This window comes from Streptomyces anthophorae (assembly GCF_049310305.1).
Classification (GTDB): domain Bacteria; phylum Actinomycetota; class Actinomycetes; order Streptomycetales; family Streptomycetaceae; genus Streptomyces.
In genome coordinates, this window is record NZ_JBLWQQ010000001.1 from 8,660,039 (window position 1) to 8,674,960 (window position 14,922).

Annotated in this window: 12 protein-coding genes; 9 read left to right on the forward strand and 3 right to left on the reverse strand. The window is 72.9% G+C overall.

Translation table 11 applies throughout. The features are described 5' to 3' along the window. Nucleotides 1-161: 161 nt before the first annotated feature. The gene (gene ppk2 / locus ACNYS0_RS39465) at nt 162-998 is read right to left on the reverse strand and encodes a polyphosphate kinase 2 (protein WP_422481150.1); all 837 of its coding nucleotides are present in this window, start codon (nt 996-998) and stop codon (nt 162-164) included. Between the two features lie 159 nt (nt 999-1,157). On the opposite strand from ppk2, the gene ACNYS0_RS39470 reads away from it, so the two are divergent. From ACNYS0_RS39470 to ACNYS0_RS39480, 3 genes are read left to right on the forward strand one after another with little or no spacing between them, the layout of a single operon-like run. Continuing rightward, a complete protein-coding gene (locus ACNYS0_RS39470; protein ID WP_422481152.1) occupies nt 1,158-2,042 on the forward strand; it encodes a universal stress protein in 885 nt (294 codons plus the stop codon). Nucleotides 2,043-2,052: 10 nt separating this feature from the next. Then, nucleotides 2,053-4,740, forward strand: a complete 2,688-nt coding sequence (ppdK, locus tag ACNYS0_RS39475) for a pyruvate, phosphate dikinase (RefSeq protein WP_422481154.1) — start codon at nt 2,053-2,055, stop codon at nt 4,738-4,740. A gap of 48 nt (nt 4,741-4,788) precedes the next feature. Then, complete coding sequence (locus tag ACNYS0_RS39480) at nt 4,789-5,682, forward strand: universal stress protein (RefSeq protein WP_422481156.1); 894 nt, start codon at nt 4,789-4,791, stop codon at nt 5,680-5,682. 48 nt (nt 5,683-5,730) lie between these two features. Here ACNYS0_RS39480 and ACNYS0_RS39485 read toward each other — a convergent pair whose 3' ends face one another. Beyond that, nucleotides 5,731-6,594, reverse strand: a complete 864-nt coding sequence (locus tag ACNYS0_RS39485) for a universal stress protein (RefSeq protein ID WP_422481158.1) — start codon at nt 6,592-6,594, stop codon at nt 5,731-5,733. 189 nt (nt 6,595-6,783) lie between these two features. On the opposite strand from ACNYS0_RS39485, the gene ACNYS0_RS39490 reads away from it, so the two are divergent. Further along, nucleotides 6,784-7,785 (forward strand): Acg family FMN-binding oxidoreductase, encoded by a 1,002-nt coding sequence (locus ACNYS0_RS39490; RefSeq protein WP_422481160.1) that lies wholly within the window; start codon nt 6,784-6,786, stop codon nt 7,783-7,785. A 15-nt stretch (nt 7,786-7,800) separates the two neighbouring features. Here ACNYS0_RS39490 and ACNYS0_RS39495 read toward each other — a convergent pair whose 3' ends face one another. Next, nucleotides 7,801-9,567, reverse strand: coding sequence for a GAF domain-containing sensor histidine kinase (locus ACNYS0_RS39495; RefSeq protein WP_422481162.1), 1,767 nt, complete (start codon nt 9,565-9,567; stop codon nt 7,801-7,803). A 300-nt stretch (nt 9,568-9,867) separates the two neighbouring features. Here ACNYS0_RS39495 and ACNYS0_RS39500 point away from each other — a divergent pair, with 300 nt between their 5' ends. From ACNYS0_RS39500 to ACNYS0_RS39520, 5 genes are all read left to right on the forward strand, one after another. Then, on the forward strand, nt 9,868-10,560 hold the full coding sequence (locus ACNYS0_RS39500; RefSeq protein ID WP_422481164.1) for a response regulator: 693 nt from the start codon (nt 9,868-9,870) through the stop codon (nt 10,558-10,560). Between the two features lie 119 nt (nt 10,561-10,679). Then, nucleotides 10,680-11,702, forward strand: coding sequence for a type I glyceraldehyde-3-phosphate dehydrogenase (gene gap, locus ACNYS0_RS39505; RefSeq protein WP_422481166.1), 1,023 nt, complete (start codon nt 10,680-10,682; stop codon nt 11,700-11,702). Nucleotides 11,703-11,731: 29 nt separating this feature from the next. Continuing rightward, complete coding sequence (locus ACNYS0_RS39510; protein ID WP_422481168.1) at nt 11,732-12,232, forward strand: hydrogenase maturation protease; 501 nt, start codon at nt 11,732-11,734, stop codon at nt 12,230-12,232. 4 nt (nt 12,233-12,236) lie between these two features. Further along, the gene (gene hypF, locus ACNYS0_RS39515; RefSeq protein WP_422481170.1) at nt 12,237-14,534 is read left to right on the forward strand and encodes a carbamoyltransferase HypF; all 2,298 of its coding nucleotides are present in this window, start codon (nt 12,237-12,239) and stop codon (nt 14,532-14,534) included. 9 nt (nt 14,535-14,543) lie between these two features. After that, entirely contained in the window at nt 14,544-14,900 is a 357-nt protein-coding gene (locus ACNYS0_RS39520) for a HypC/HybG/HupF family hydrogenase formation chaperone (RefSeq protein WP_422481172.1), read from the forward strand. Nucleotides 14,901-14,922: the final 22 nt, after the last annotated feature.

The following is a 14,922-nucleotide window of genomic DNA, read 5'->3' on the forward strand; positions in this document are numbered from 1 at the left end:
CACGGACGGGGTGGGTGGGTCGACGCCGCTGGCGCTTTCCCTCCCAGCCCGCGTCCACGCCGACGACGAGGTGCGGGTGATGCCGATCGAAGTGTTCGGGACGATTCACGACCACCACCGGATGTCTCCTCCGGCGGGGCGCGACGGGCGGAAGCCGACAGCTACTTCACGTCGGCGGCGTGATCCGGCACGAACGTCTGGAGATCCCGCGGCGGGCGCTGGTAGCCCGTGGCGGGCGGTCGCGCCGGGAGTTCGAGCTGGGGCGGCGGGACGTCCCGGTAGGGGATCGTCGACAACAGGTGCGCGATCATGTTGATGCGCGCGCTGCGCTTGTTGTCGCTCTCGACGACGTACCAGGGCGCCTCCGGGATGTCGGTGTGCACCAGCATCTCGTCCTTGGCCCGCGAGTACGCCTCCCAGCGGGTGATCGACTCGATGTCCAACGGGGACAGCTTCCAGCGCCGGGTGGGATCTTCTAGGCGGCGGTGGAACCGCTGTTCCTGTACGGCGTCGCTCACCGAGAACCAGTACTTGCGCAACAGGACCCCGTCCTCCACCAGCAGCCGCTCGAAGATGGGGCACTGATGGAGGAAGCGCCGGTGCTCGGTCGGTGTGCAGAACCCCATCACGTGCTCCACGCCCGCCCGGTTGTACCAGCTGCGGTCGAACAGGACGATCTCGCCGGCGGCCGGCAGGTGTTCCACGTACCGCTGGAAGTACCACTGCGTGCGTTCCCGCTCGGTCGGGGCGGGCAGGGCGACGATCCGGGCGACCCGCGGATTGAGGTGCTCGGCGACCCGTTTGATGGTGCCGCCCTTGCCCGCGGCGTCGCGCCCCTCGAAGACCACGACCAGCCGGGCGCCCTCCGCGCGCACCCAGCTCTGGAGCTTCACCAGCTCCGTCTGCAACCGGTACAGCTCCTGCTCGTAGCGGTCCTTGTTCACCGGTCCTCGCCTCTTTCGCCGTGCACCGCGTTCGTCGAGCGGGCGTCCGTGCATCGACATTACGGACGAGCCGGCTCGCGGGGTCAAGCACGGGGCGCGACCGGCATGGGCCGAACGGCCCTCCCCGGGGACCGGCGGCCCCTCCTGGAGCCGCACCCCCGGCGCAACGATGAACTCGGACGGAGCAACCGACCTCACGGAGGGTGCCGCGCCATGCTGCGAGCTGTGGTCGCCGGAGTGGACGAGTCGCCCGAGAGCAGGACCGCCGCGCGGTGGGCGGCCAGGGAAGCGGCCCTGCGTGAAAGGCCGTTGAGGCTGGTGCACGCCTGGAACTGGAGCCCGCACCCCACGTCGGACGTGCCTGCCGGCGTCTTCCAGGCCAGTGCCGCCCAGCGGGAGCGGGCGCGTTCGACGCTGGGCGCGGCGGAAGCAGGCGTGCGTGCCGCCTTCCCGGACCTGAGCGTGACCGCCGATGCCGTGGAGGGGCCGGCTTCGAGCGCGTTGATCCGGGCCGGTGGGCAGGCCGAGTTGCTGGTTCTCGGGTCGCGAGGGCTGGGCGCCATCGGCGGCGTGGTCGCGGGATCCGTCGCGCAGCACGTCGCGGCCGCCGCGACCGTGCCGGTGGTGCTCGTCCGGGCCGGTGCGTCCGAGCGGCCCCGTACGGCCGCTGAGGAGGTGGTGCTGGGGCTCGATCTCGCCGACCCGTGCGACGAGGTGATCGCGTTCGGCTTCGCGGCGGCCGCCCTGCATGGTGTGCCGTTGCGCGTCGTGTCCGCCTGGCACGGTCCCGCCTTCTACACGCTGGGTCCGGGCGAGCTCGCCCTCGCCGAGGGCCCGCGGCGGGCGGACGAGTGGCACGGCTTCCAGCAGGCCGTACTGGAGTCGTGGCGCGGCAAGTTCCCCGGCGTCGAGGTGAGCGCCGCGGTCGTCGAAGGGCGGGCCGCTGGGCCGCTGCTGGACGCGACGGAGGGGGCGGGCCTCGTCGTGGTCGGGCGGCGCACGCGCGAAAGTCATCTGCCCGGCCACCGCAACGGTCCGGTCACCCACGCGGTGATCCACCACGCCCGCTGCCCCGTCGCCGTCGTGCCGCACTCCTGAAGGGGATGCCATGAGCAAGCCCAAGCAGTACGTGTACGCCTTCGCCGACGGCGGCCGCGACATGGCCGACCTGCTCGGCGGCAAGGGAGCGGGTCTCGCCGAGATGAGCCGCCTGGGACTGCCCGTTCCTCCTGGCTTCACGGTGACCACCGAGGCGTGCCGGGCGTTCTTGACCACCGGCTCGGAACCGACGGACCTGGGCGTCGAGGTGGCGCAGCACCTGGCGGCTCTCGAACGCGCCGTGGGGCGCACCCTGGGGGCCGCGGAGAATCCGCTGCTCGTGTCGGTGCGTTCCGGCGGCAGGTTCTCCATGCCGGGGATGATGGAGACGATCCTGGACATCGGCCTGGCGGACGCGGGCGTCGAGGGTCTGGCCCGCGCCACCGGGCAGGAGCGGTTCGCCTGGGACTCGTACCGGCGGCTGTTGCAGATGTTCGGGCACACGGTCATGGGCGTCGACGCGGAGCTGTTCGAGAACCTCATCGACGACCACAAACGGGCGTGCGCCGTCAAGGACGACAGCGAACTGGACGCCGTTCAACTGGGGGACCTGGTCGCGGAGTTCAAGGCGCTGATCCGGCGGGAGAGCGGATCGGACTTCCCCCAGGACCCCGTCGAGCAGCTCCAGCGGGCCGTGCGGGCCGTCTTCACCTCCTGGAACAGCGAACGCGCCCGGATCTACCGGACCCGCGAGCACATCCCGGAGGACCTCGGCACCGCCGTCAACGTCCAGGCCATGGTGTTCGGCAACCTCGGGCCGGACTCCGGCACCGGCGTCGCCTTCACCCGGGACCCCGCGACCGGAGCCCCCGGCCTGTACGGCGACTACCTCCCCAATGCCCAGGGCGAGGACGTCGTCTCCGGGGTGCGCGACGCACTGCCACTCGACGCGCTGCGCCGGGATCGGCCGGACGTGTACGCCGAACTCGCCGAGCACCTGCGGACGTTGGAGCGGCACTACCGCGACATGTGCGACGTCGAGTTCACCGTCGAGCGCGGCACCCTGTGGATCCTGCAGACCCGGATCGGCAAGCGGACGGCGGAGGCGGCCTTCCGCATCGCGTACGACCTGGTCGACGAGCGGCGCGTCACCGAGGACGCGGCGCTGAAGCGCGTCGACGGCACGGCCCTGAACCGGCTGATGTTCCCGCGCTTCGCCCGGCGGTCCTCCGACGTGCCGCTCGCCCGCGGCGTGCCCGCGTCGCCCGGCGCGGCGGTGGGCGCGGTCGTCTTCGACTCGCAGAGCGCGGTACGTCGGCACAAGGCCGGTGAACGGGTCGTCCTCGTGCGGCGCGAGACCACGCCGGACGACCTGCCCGGCATGATCGTCGCGGAGGCCGTGCTCACCAGTCGCGGCGGGAAGACCAGCCATGCCGCGGTGGTGGCCCGCGGAATGGGCAAGGTCTGTGTCTGCGGCGCCGACACCCTCACCGTCGACACCGCGGCCCGTCGGCTGACCGCGCCCTCGGGCGTGGTGGTCCACGAGGGCGACACCGTCTCCGTCGACGGCACCGAGGGAACGGTCCACCTCGGGGCGCTGCCCCTGGTGGACTCCGAGGTCCGGGAAACCGTCGAAACCGGGGTGCACAGGGGAGCGTTGGACGCGGCGGTGCTGCGCGCCCTCACGCACGCCGACGCGGCCGCCCGCCTCGAGGTCAGGGCGAACGCCGACACCCCGGCGGACGCGGCACTCGCCCGGCGTCTGGGAGCGCGGGGGATCGGGCTGTGCCGCACCGAGCACATGTTCCTCGGGGAACGCCGCGTCCTGGTCGAGGATATGATCCTGGCGCGCGACGACGCGTCCCGCCGCTCTGCGGCCCTGGACGCGCTGCTGCCCCTTCAGCGGGACGACTTCACCGGCATCCTGCGGGCCATGGACGGGCTGCCGGTCACCATCAGGCTGCTCGACCCCCCGCTGCACGAATTCCTGCCCGACCTGACGGAGTTGTCGGTCCGGGTCGCGACGGACGAACGGGTGGATCCCCGCACCCGCGAACTGTTGGCAGCCGTACGGGCACTGCACGAGCAGAACCCGATGCTCGGTCTGCGCGGCGTACGTCTGGGGCTCGCGGTCCCCGGGCTGTTCGCCACGCAGGTCCGCGCCATTGCCGAGGCGGTCGCCCGGCGCCTGCGGGACGGAGGGGAGCCGCGCGCCGAGATCATGATCCCCCTGGTGGCCGACGCCGCCGAGCTCCGGCTGACCCGGGCCGAGGCGGAACGAGTGATCGAGGACGTGTCACGCGCGACGAAACGCCGCATCCGCTGCCCGATCGGCACGATGATCGAGCTGCCCCGCGCCGCCCTCACGGCCGGCCGCATCGCACCGCACGCCGACTACTTCTCCTTCGGCACCAACGACCTCACGCAGACCGTCTGGGGCATGTCGCGCGACGACGCCGAGGCCTCCTTCTTCCCGCTCTATCTGGACCGCGGCATCTTCGCCGTGTCGCCCTTCGAGAGCCTCGACGAGGAGGGGGTGGGCGCGCTGGTGACGCGGGCGGTGTCCGCGGGACGCGCCGCCAACCCGGGCCTGGAGACCGGAGTGTGCGGCGAACACGGCGGTGACCCCGCCTCCATCCACTTCTTCCACCGGGCCGGCCTCGACTACGTCTCGTGCTCGCCGTTCCGGGTCCCGGCGGCGCGGCTCGAAGCGGGTCGGGCGGCACTCGGTCCGGTGGACGAGAGCGACACCCGGTGAGGGTGCCCGCGCCGCGCATCCGAGAGCGAGAGCGAGAGGGGGACGGACATGGTCAAGCCGATCGTCGTCGGGGTCGACGGCTCGCGTGAGAGCACCGCCGCCGCGCACTGGGCGGCCAGGGAGGCGCTCCGCCGCGGCCTGCCCCTGCGTCTGGTCCACGCCTGGGAAGGACTCCCCGAGCCGGGCGCGGAGGTGACGCTGCCCGAGCTGCGTGCGCCGCAGTACTGGGCCCGCAGGGCACTGCGTTCCGTGAGTGCTCAACTTCTCGGCAGTTACCCCAAGTTGTACGTGTCCACCGAACAGGTCAAATTGTCGCCCGTCCCGGCGCTCCTGGACGAGTCGGCAGCGGCCGAGCTGCTGGTGCTGGGCAGCCAGGGGCTGGGGAGCGTGAGCGGGGTGCTCGCGGGTTCGGTGGCCCTGGCGGCCGCGGCCCGGACGGAGTGCCCGTTGGTACTCGTGCGGGCCGCGTACACGCAGGACAGTGAGCGCCTGCCGTTCGGCGGTGCCGCGGGCGCGCGCGGCCCGTCGCGCGACGTGATGCTGGCCCTGGATCTTCGGCAGCCGAGCGGCACGGTGGCCGAATTCGCCTTTCACGCAGCGGAGTTGCGGAACGCGCCGCTGCGGGTGGTGCATGTGTGGCACGTTCCGTTGCGGCAAGGGCTGGTGGGCCGGGACGAGCGCGCGGCGGCCAAGGAGCGTGCGGAGAGCGGGTTGGCGGCCGCGATGGGCGTGTGGCGCTCCAAGTTCCCGAAGGTGCCGGTCAATGAGGTCGTGGTGGAGGGCAGGCCCGCCCACCACGTGCCCAGGGCGGCGGCCGGCGCGGGACTGCTCGTCGTCGGCCGACGGCCGCGACCGGCCGCGCCCGGGCCGCACTCGGGGGCGGTGACCCATGCGGCGATCCACCACGTGGGGTGCCCGGTGGCGGTGGTGCCGCATGGGTGACACCGCGAACCACGGGTGACACCGCGAACGGGGATCTGGTGCCCGCCGTCAGTCGTGCGGCACGACCGCGACCGGGCAGGCCGCATGGTGCAGCACCGCGTGGCCGACCGGACCGAGTTGGAGACCGACCGAGCTGCGGCGGCGATGGGCTCCGACGACCAGGAGGTCCGAGAGCGCGGACGCCTCGACCAGGACGTCACGCGCCCGGCCTTCGCGGGGTTCGGCGTGCTCCCGCACCGAGCCGTGGGCCTCGCGGGGGTCGTGCAGCGCGGTCGTCAACTCGTTCTCGGCGCGCACCACATGGGCCTCGCTGTCGTCCGTCGGGTAGTCGGGCAGCTCATGGGCGGGGCAGCGCCAGGCGCGCAGGGCGAGCACCTCCGCCCGCCTCAGTTCCGCCTCGCGGAAGGCGAACTCCGCGGCCGCGGAGGCCCGTTCGGGGTCGCCGACGCCGAGGACGATCTGCCCGAAGCCTCCGTGCACGTTCTTGTCGTTCCCCCGCACCACGATCACCGGGCACTCCGCGTGGGCGGCCACGGGCAGGCTCACCGAGCCGAGCAGCAGGCCGGTGAACGTGCCGCGGCCGCGGCTGCCCACCACCAGGACGCCCGCCTCGCGCGAGGCTTCGACGAGCGCGGCCGACGGGTCCTTCTCCGCGATGTGGCTGGAGACCCGTGCCTGCGGGGCACGCTTCTGGGCTCGCTCGACGGCCTGTGCCACAAGATGTTCCGCGTGCTGGCGCAGACCGCTCCGGGTGAGACCGGAGGACGGCTGGAGCGCTTCGTACCGCTCCCAGCGCGAGGCGTGCACGATCCGCAGATCGGTGTTCCGCAGGACGGCCTCGTCGACCGCCCAGTCCAGGGCCTGCAGGCTCGGGTCCGAGCCGTCGATGCCCACGATCATCTCTCGGTCCACTGTTCCCGCCTCCTTCGGGCCGGGCCCGCCTCCGGGGCCCGTCGTTCTCACGCTGCCACCCGGCCGGGCCGGCGAGCAGGGCCCGATCGGCATGCGCGTATGGGACGTCCGGCCCATTCCGGTCCGCCGCCCCGATGCGCACCCTGGGCGAAGAGGCCCTCGCACGCCCCGGGTTGGGAGGTGGTGGTGATGATCACCACGCCATTGAACGCATCGCTTCTGGAGGGCTGGCTGTCGGCGGCGGTCGCGGCACCGTCCATCTTCAACACACAGCCGTGGCGGTTCCGCCTCGACATCGACACCACGTCCGTGGAGGTGCGCGCCGCACCGGACCGGGGCCTGCGGGAGGCGGACCCCACCGGCCGGGCGCTGCACCTGTCGGTCGGCGCGGCCGTCTTCAACCTCCGTGTCGCGGTGGCCCATGACGGCTGGACGCCGGTGACGCGCCTGCTGCCCGACCCCGACGACCCGGAACTGCTGGCCAGTGTCCGCACGGTCCAGGCGCCGCAGCGGCGTGTCCAGGGCCATCGGACCGACCTGTACGACGCCATATGGCGCCGCCACAGTTCGCGTTTCCCGTTCGCGAACCGCCCGCTGAGCGCGGACGTCTGCGCCGAGCTGATCGAAGCGGCGCACATGAGCGGGGGCGTGCTGACGTTCCCGACGTCGGCCGAGAAGGCCTTCCTGCTGGATGTCACGCGGGAGGCAGAGGAGCGCAACCGCCGCGACCCCGACCGTGCGTCCGAGAGCCGTCGCTGGGTGCACCGGGACGAGTACGAGCATGGCGCGGCCGGAATGCCGCGTGCGACCCTCGGAGTGCAGGACGCCCATGAGCAGCTCCCCATGCGGGACTTCACCGCGCAGCGGCACGTGGCGCGGCTGTCGGCCCAGGAGTTCGAGCGGCACCCGGTGATCGCCGTGCTGAGCACCGCGCACGACCGCCGGGCCGACTGGGTGCGGGCCGGGCAGGCTCTCCAGCACGTGCTGCTCGTGGCGACGGCCCACGGCCTGCGGTCCTCGCTGCTCCATCAGGCGATGGAGTGGCCCGACCTGCGCAGGACCCTGCGCCCCGAACCCGAGCACACGGGGCACGTCCACATGCTGGTGCGCCTGGGGTACGGCCCGGAGGGCGCGGCCAGCCCACGCTCGGCGTCCAGCGAGAGCCTGCTCACGTCCGCGCGCGGCGCGTAGGCGATGAGGAAGCGGTCAAGAGCCCCGCACGTCTTGCGCGGGCGTCGGCCCCAGTGGCACGGACCATTCGAGCAGGGTGCCGGTGGGGCTGCCCGCGGAGACGGCGAAGGCGCCGCCGAGGCTCTCGGCGCGCGTACGCATATTGGTGAGTCCGCTGCGGCGGGTGACCGAAGGGTCGAGGCCGCGGCCGTTGTCCGAGACCCGCAGCCGCAGCAGGTCCGGGGACGCGTCGACCGAGACCTCGACGACGGTCGCCGCTGCGTGCCGCGTCACGTTGGAGAGCGCTTCGTGCAGGACCGCCAGCACGTGCTCGGCATGCTGTTCGGGAACGACCGTGTCCAGCAGGCCGCTCATCCGCAACGCCGGCGCGAAGCCGAGTGCCTCGGCCGAGCGCGCCACCTGGGCGACCAGACGACCCCGGAGACCGGCCGTCTCCGCCCGCTCGGTGTGGCGCAGCGCGTAGATGGTGGACCGGATCACCTTGATCGTCCCGTCCAGGTCCTCCACCACGCGCCGCACCCGCTGGGCGGCTTCGGGCCGGTCCGTGAGCCGGTTGAGAACGGACTGCAGGCTCAGACCGCTGGCGAAGAGGCGTTGGATGGCCAGATCGTGCAGGTCCCGGGCGATCCGGTCGCGATCGTTGGCGACGAGCAACTGCTCCGCGTCACGGCGGTGTTCGGCGATCTCCAGTGCGAGGGCCGCATGGCCCGCGAAACCGGTGATCATCGCGATGGTCGCGTCGGGAAAGACCCGGCCGTTCTCCCGGTTGGCCACCTGGAGAACTCCCCGCACCTGTTCGTGGGTGCCGAGGGGGATCAGGAACGCGGAGCCCAGCCGGGGCTCCTCCGCCGCGCCCTCCGACTCCGCCCGCGCGTCCTCGCTCAGCGCCGTACTCACGATCGTCTCGCCGGAGCCGAACACCTTGGCCGCCAGGCTCGTACCGCCGGGCAGGGCCAGTCCGTGCAGGCGCTCCGCGCCGAGGCCGACCGCCGCCTCGACCACGAGGTCATCGGTTCCGCCCACCGGGACCGCCAGAGTCACCAGGTCCGCCTCGGAGAGCTCGCGCACGGAGGCGATGAACGACTGGAGTGCTTCGGTGGGGTCGGCCCCGGAGAGCAGGGTGCGGGCGAGCTCGCTGCTCGCGGCGAGCCAGCGTTCGCGGCGGCGGGCGTCGTCGTACAGGCGTGCGTTGTCGATCGCCACGCCGGCGGCGGTGCCGAGGGCGCGCAGCACCGCCTCGTCGTCCGCGTCGAACTCCCGGCCGTCGTTCCGCTCGGTGAGATAGAGGTTGCCGAAGACCCGGTCGCGGAGCTGGACCGGGGTGCCGAGAAAGGTGGTCATCGGAGGGTGACCGGGCGGGAATCCCACGGAGTCGGGATGATCGCTCAGGACCGGGAGCCGCAGCGGACGCGGATCGCGGATGAGCAGGCCGAGGATGCCCTCGCCGCGGGGGTGGTGACCGATGCGCCTGATGGTCTCCTCGTCGATGCCGTGGGTGATGAACTGCTTGATGCCGCCCTCGTCGTCGACCACGCCGAGCGCGCCGTAGCGGCAGTCGACCAACTGGACGGCCGACTCGACGATCTGGTGCAGCATCACGTCCAGATCCAGATCGCTGCCGATGGCGAGCACCGCCTCAAGGAGCGTGTTCACCCGGTTCTGGGTGGTGCGTACGCGCTGAACCTGGTCCTGGAGGTCCTCCATGAGCCTGTCCAGGCGCGACTGAGGCGTCGGCGCCGCGGCGCGAGCAGGCTCGCGTGGGTCGTGTGCGTGCTGTTCCATCCCGCCCCCTCGGCGATTCACCCGGCTGTCCTGTTCGATTCTCCTTCACACGTGTCGAGTTCCTGTGACCGGAACAAGCAGGATCACGCCGCTGTGGCCCCCGCGACCCGCCGGAGCCCTGGGAACGGGACGTTCGACATCGAGTGAGCGGATTCCCGGGCGTACTAGGGCCGACCGGCCCTGGACCCCGGGCGCGCGATCGCGAAGGATCGGGAGGCGCGAGGAGCGCCCGACAGCCTTCGCCCGGGCGGCTGTTGACTCCGCCCGTGAGAGAGCGACACCCAGGAACAGGAGCCGTCCATGCAGGACAGCCAGCACCTTGCCCCGAAGCCGCCGACCCGGGTGTTCCTCCTCGACGACCACGAGGTGGTGCGCCGCGGTGTGCACGATCTGCTGGAGGACGAGCAGGACATCACGGTCGTCGGCGAGGCCGCGTCGGCCGAACAGGCCCTGGTACGCATACCGGCGCTGCGCCCTGACGTCGCCGTGCTCGACATCCGGCTCCCCGACGGCGACGGTGTGACGGTGTGCAGAGAGCTGCGCTCGCGCATGCCCGACCTCGCCTGCCTCATGCTCACGTCCTTCGACGACGAGGAGGCGCTGCTCGACTCGATCATGGCCGGCGCCGCGGGCTACGTACTGAAGCAGATCGAGGGCGCGAACCTGGTCACGGCCGTGCGCACGGTGGCGTCCGGCCAGTCGCTGCTCGACGCGAGCGCCACCACGAAACTCATGGCGCGGCTGCGCGGCGAGCCCACGAAGGCCGTGGAGCCGGACGAGTTGGCGCAGCTGACGAAACGCGAGCGGGAGATCCTCGACCTGATCGGCGAGGGCCTCACCAACCGGCAGATCGGACAGCGGCTCTACCTCGCCGAGAAGACGGTCAAGAACCACATCTCACGGCTGCTGAACAAGCTCGGTGTGGAACGCCGCATCCAGGCAGCGGTCATCGCCACGCAGACCCATGAGCGGCACCGGCAGGACGGAGCCTGAGGCCGTCAGGGAGGGCCGAACGTCCCTGTCCCGCGCCCCGGGCGGCCCATGCCGGCCTCGCGGGTGGGCCAGCAGGCTGGCAGCACAGGCGCATCGAGACGACCCGGAGGGCGGGGAACGTGAGCGTACGTGTGGGGATCAACGGCTTCGGCCGCATCGGACGCAACTACCTGCGCTGCGTGCTGGAGCGCGCGGAGGGCAAGGACGGCACATCGGTCGACGTCGTCGCCGTCAACGACATCACCTCGCCGGCGGCGCTCGCGCACCTGCTGGAGTACGACTCCACGTACGGCAGGCTGCGCCGCACCGTCACCCACGACGGCGCCGCGCTGACGGTGGACGGCAGGCGCGTCGCCGTGACCGCCGAACGCGATCCGGGCGCCGTGCCCTGGGACGCGTACGGGGTGGACATCGTCATCGAGTCGACCGGCCGTTTCCGGGGCCGCGAGGACGCCGGGGCGCACCTCAAGTCGGGGGTGCGCAAGGTACTCCTGTCCGTGCCGGGCAGGGGAGTCGACGCCACCGTGGTCATGGGCGTCAACGAGGAGACCTACGACCCGGACCGGGACCATGTGATCTCCAACGCCTCGTGCACCACCAACTGCGTCGCCCCGATGGTGAAGGTGCTCGACGAGCGGTTCGGCATCGCCGCCGGGCTCATGACCACCATCCACGGCTACACGAACGACCAGGTCGTCCTCGACGGCCCGCACAAGGACCCGCGCCGGGGCCGCACCGCCGCCGTGAACATCATCCCCACCAGCACCGGGGCGGCCCGCGCCGTGGGCGTGGTGCTGCCGGAGCTGGCGGGGACGCTGGACGGGCTCGCCGTGCGCGTACCGGTGGAGGACGGATCGCTGACGGATCTGACCGTGCTTCTTGAACGGTCCGCGACGGCGGACGAGGTCAACGCGGCCTACCGCGAGGCGGCCGACGGCTCCTTGAAGGGCATCCTGCGGGTGTCCGACGCCCCGATCGTCTCGCGCGACGTGGTCGGCGACCCCGCCTCGTGCGTCCTGGACGCCCCGCTCACCCAGGTCAACGGAGAACTGGTCAAGGTATTCGGCTGGTACGACAACGAGTGGGGCTACACCAACCGCCTCCTCGACCTCACGGAACATGTCGCCGCACGTCTGACGTGACCCCGCGGCGACCGGCGGAGGGAGTGGCCATGGCCGCGCGAACCCGTATCGCGGTGATCGGTGTGGGCAACGAGTTCCGGCGCGACGACGGTGTCGGCTGGGCCGTCGTCGACCGCCTGCGCGAGCACGCCGTTCGGCGGCCGCTGCCCGCCGGGACGGTGCTCGCCACGTGCGACGGCGACCCGGGCCGGCTGATCGGGCTGTGGGAAGGGGCGGCTCTTGCGGTTCTCGTCGACGCCGCGCACGCCCACCCCGGGCAGCCCGGCCGGGTGCACCGCATCGAGCTCGACGCCGAGCGGCTGAATCAGCCGCCCACGACCAGCTCGCACGGCCTCGGCCTGGGCGAGGCCGTCGAACTCGCCCGGGTGCTGGGCCGGTTGCCGGGACGCCTCGTCGTGTACGCGGTCGAGGGTGGCGACAGTTCGCTCGGCACGCACATGTCGGGGGCCGTGGCCGCGGTGGTCGACCCGCTCGCCGCCTCGGTCGAGGACGAGATCGTCCGCCACCGTGACGCCGCAGCCCGCGGGTGACCGCATGAGCCGCGTCGTGCGGGACTTCGAGGCCGCGGGCACCGTCCAGGGCGTGGGCTTCCGACCGTTCGTGCACCGCACCGCGACGGCCCTCGGCCTCGACGGCTGGGTCGCCAACGTGGACGGACACGTCGCGGGCACGATCGCCGGACCGCCGCGCGCCGTCGAGGAGTTCGGCCGTCTGCTCGCTCATGCCGCGCCGCCGCTGGCCCGGGTCCGCTCGGTCCGGATGTCCGAAGGGGCGGCCGCCGCCCCCACGCCGGGCAGCGGATTCGCCGTGCGCGCCAGCGCGGGCCCGCGCTGCGTCCCGGCCGTCGCGCGCGAGATCCCGCCCGACGCGGCCACCTGTCCGGCATGCCTGGCAGAGCTGTTCGACCCGTGGGACCGGCGTCACCGCTACCCGTTCGTCAACTGCACCGACTGCGGCCCGCGCGCCACCATCATCGAGGCACTGCCCTACGACCGGGTCCGCACGACGATGCGCCGGTTCCCGATGTGCGGGGCGTGCGCAGCCGAATACGGCGACCCGCGAGACCGGCGCTTCCACGCCGAACCGATCGCCTGCCCCGACTGCGGGCCCACCCTGTCCTGGGAGGACTTCCGAGGAGAGGAGGCACTGCGGGCGGCGGTCAAGACGGTTGCGGCGGGCGGCATCGTCGCGGTGAAGGGCCTCGGCGGCTATCAACTGGTGTGCGACGCCACCGACGAGGCCGCCCTCGCGCGGCTTCGGCAGCGCAAGCACCGCCCCGTCAAACCGTTCGCCGTGATGGTGCGCGACCTGGACGAGGCGGGGCGCCTGGCCCGCGTCGGAGCGGCGGCACGCGCGGCGCTCACGACGCCCGTCCGGCCGGTGGTGCTGCTTCCCGCTGGAGGCCCCCGTCTGCCGGACGCCGTCCATCCCGGCACCGACCAGGTCGGGCTGTTCCTGCCGACCACCGGACTCCACCACCTGCTGCTGCGCGAGTTCGCCGGTCCCCTCGTCGTCACCAGCGGCAACGGCGTCGACGAGCCCATCGCCGTGGGCGACGCGGCGGCACGGCGGTCCCTCGGGGCGATCGCGGACGGCTTCCTCGGCCACGACAGGCCCGTGCGCGCCCGCTACGACGACTCGGTGGTCCAGGTGGCGGGCCGCAGCGTCCTCACGGTGCGCAGGGCCCGCGGGCTGGCGCCTGCGCCCCTGCGGCTGTCCCCGCGGGCCCCGTCACCGCTGATGGGCGCCGGCGCCCAGCTCAAGCACACCTTCACGCTCGCCGACGGTGACCGGGCCCATCTGTCGGCGCACATCGGCGACCTGGCGGGCCGCGCGACGTACGACGCCTTCGAGACCGCGTACCGCGACCTGAGCGCGCTGACGGGCATCGTTCCGCGGGCCGTCGCCCACGATCTGCACCCCGGATACCTGTCCACCCAGTGGGCGCGCGCCCGGGCGCTGCCGCTCGTCCCGGTCCAGCACCACCACGCGCACCTTGCCGCCTGCGCGGCCGAGCACGGGCTGACCCGGCCGTTCACCGGGGTCGCCTACGACGGCCTCGGACTCGGCGCCGACGGCACCCTGTGGGGCGGAGAGATCATGGTCGCCGACCTCACCTCGTACCGGCGCGTGGGCCGCTTCGCCACCGCCGCGCTGCCCGGCGGGGACGCGGCCGTACGCAACCCGTGGCGGGCCGCGCTCGGCTGTCTGCTCGGCACCGAGGCGCTCGGATCGCCGCTCCCCGCACCGGAGTTGATCCGCACCCTGACCGCGCGTCTCGCACCCGGAGACGTCGCCACCGTGAGCGCCATGATCGGGCGGCGGTTCAACTGTCCGCCCGCCTCCAGCGCGGGCCGCCTCTTCGACGCGGCGGCGAGCCTGCTCGGTCTCGTCGACAGCGTGACGTACGAGGGCGAGGCGGCCGTCGCCCTGGAGGCCGCGGCGGGCAGGCGGCGCGCCGTACCGCTCGCCCACCGCCTCGTGCGGGTCCAGGACCTGTGGGTGTACGACCCGCTGCCCACCCTCACCGACCTCCTGGCCCGCCGCGCGGACGGCGAACCGGAGTCCGTGCTCGCCGCGGCCTTCCACACCACTCTCGCCGAGGTCACCGCCGAACTCGTCGGCAGAGCCGTCGAGTCGGGCGCCCCGCGCACCGTCTGCCTGGCCGGTGGATGCTTCGTCAACCGGCGGCTGCTCGCCGACGTGCGACGCCTTCTGCGCGCCCAGGGGCTGCGGGTCCTCGTGGGACGGGAGGTGCCGGTCGGGGACGGCGGCATCAGCTACGGGCAGGCGGCCGTCGCCGCCGCCCGACTCAACAGCACGAAGGAGTGAGCGCGCGTCATGTGCCTCGGAATCCCCGGACGGATCACGGAAGTTCACGACAGCGCCGGACTGCCCATGGCGACCGTCGACTTCGGCGGGGTGCGCCGCGAGGTGTGCCTGGCCTACACGCCGGAGGCCGGCACGGGGACGTACGTCATCGTGCACGTCGGCTTCGCCATCACCACCGTCGACGAGGCCGAGGCGCGCCGCACCCTCGACGTGCTGCGCGCCATGGCAGGCGCGGTCGAGGGGGAGCTCGGCGAGGCGCTGCCCGCGGCCGGGCCCGACGGCGCGGCGGCAAGGGCCGTACGGCCCAACGGCGATGCCCGCCCGGCACCTGGGGAGCTGGGCACGGGCGCCGGACCCTCGAAGTGACCGTGGCCGACTCCGCGCCGGC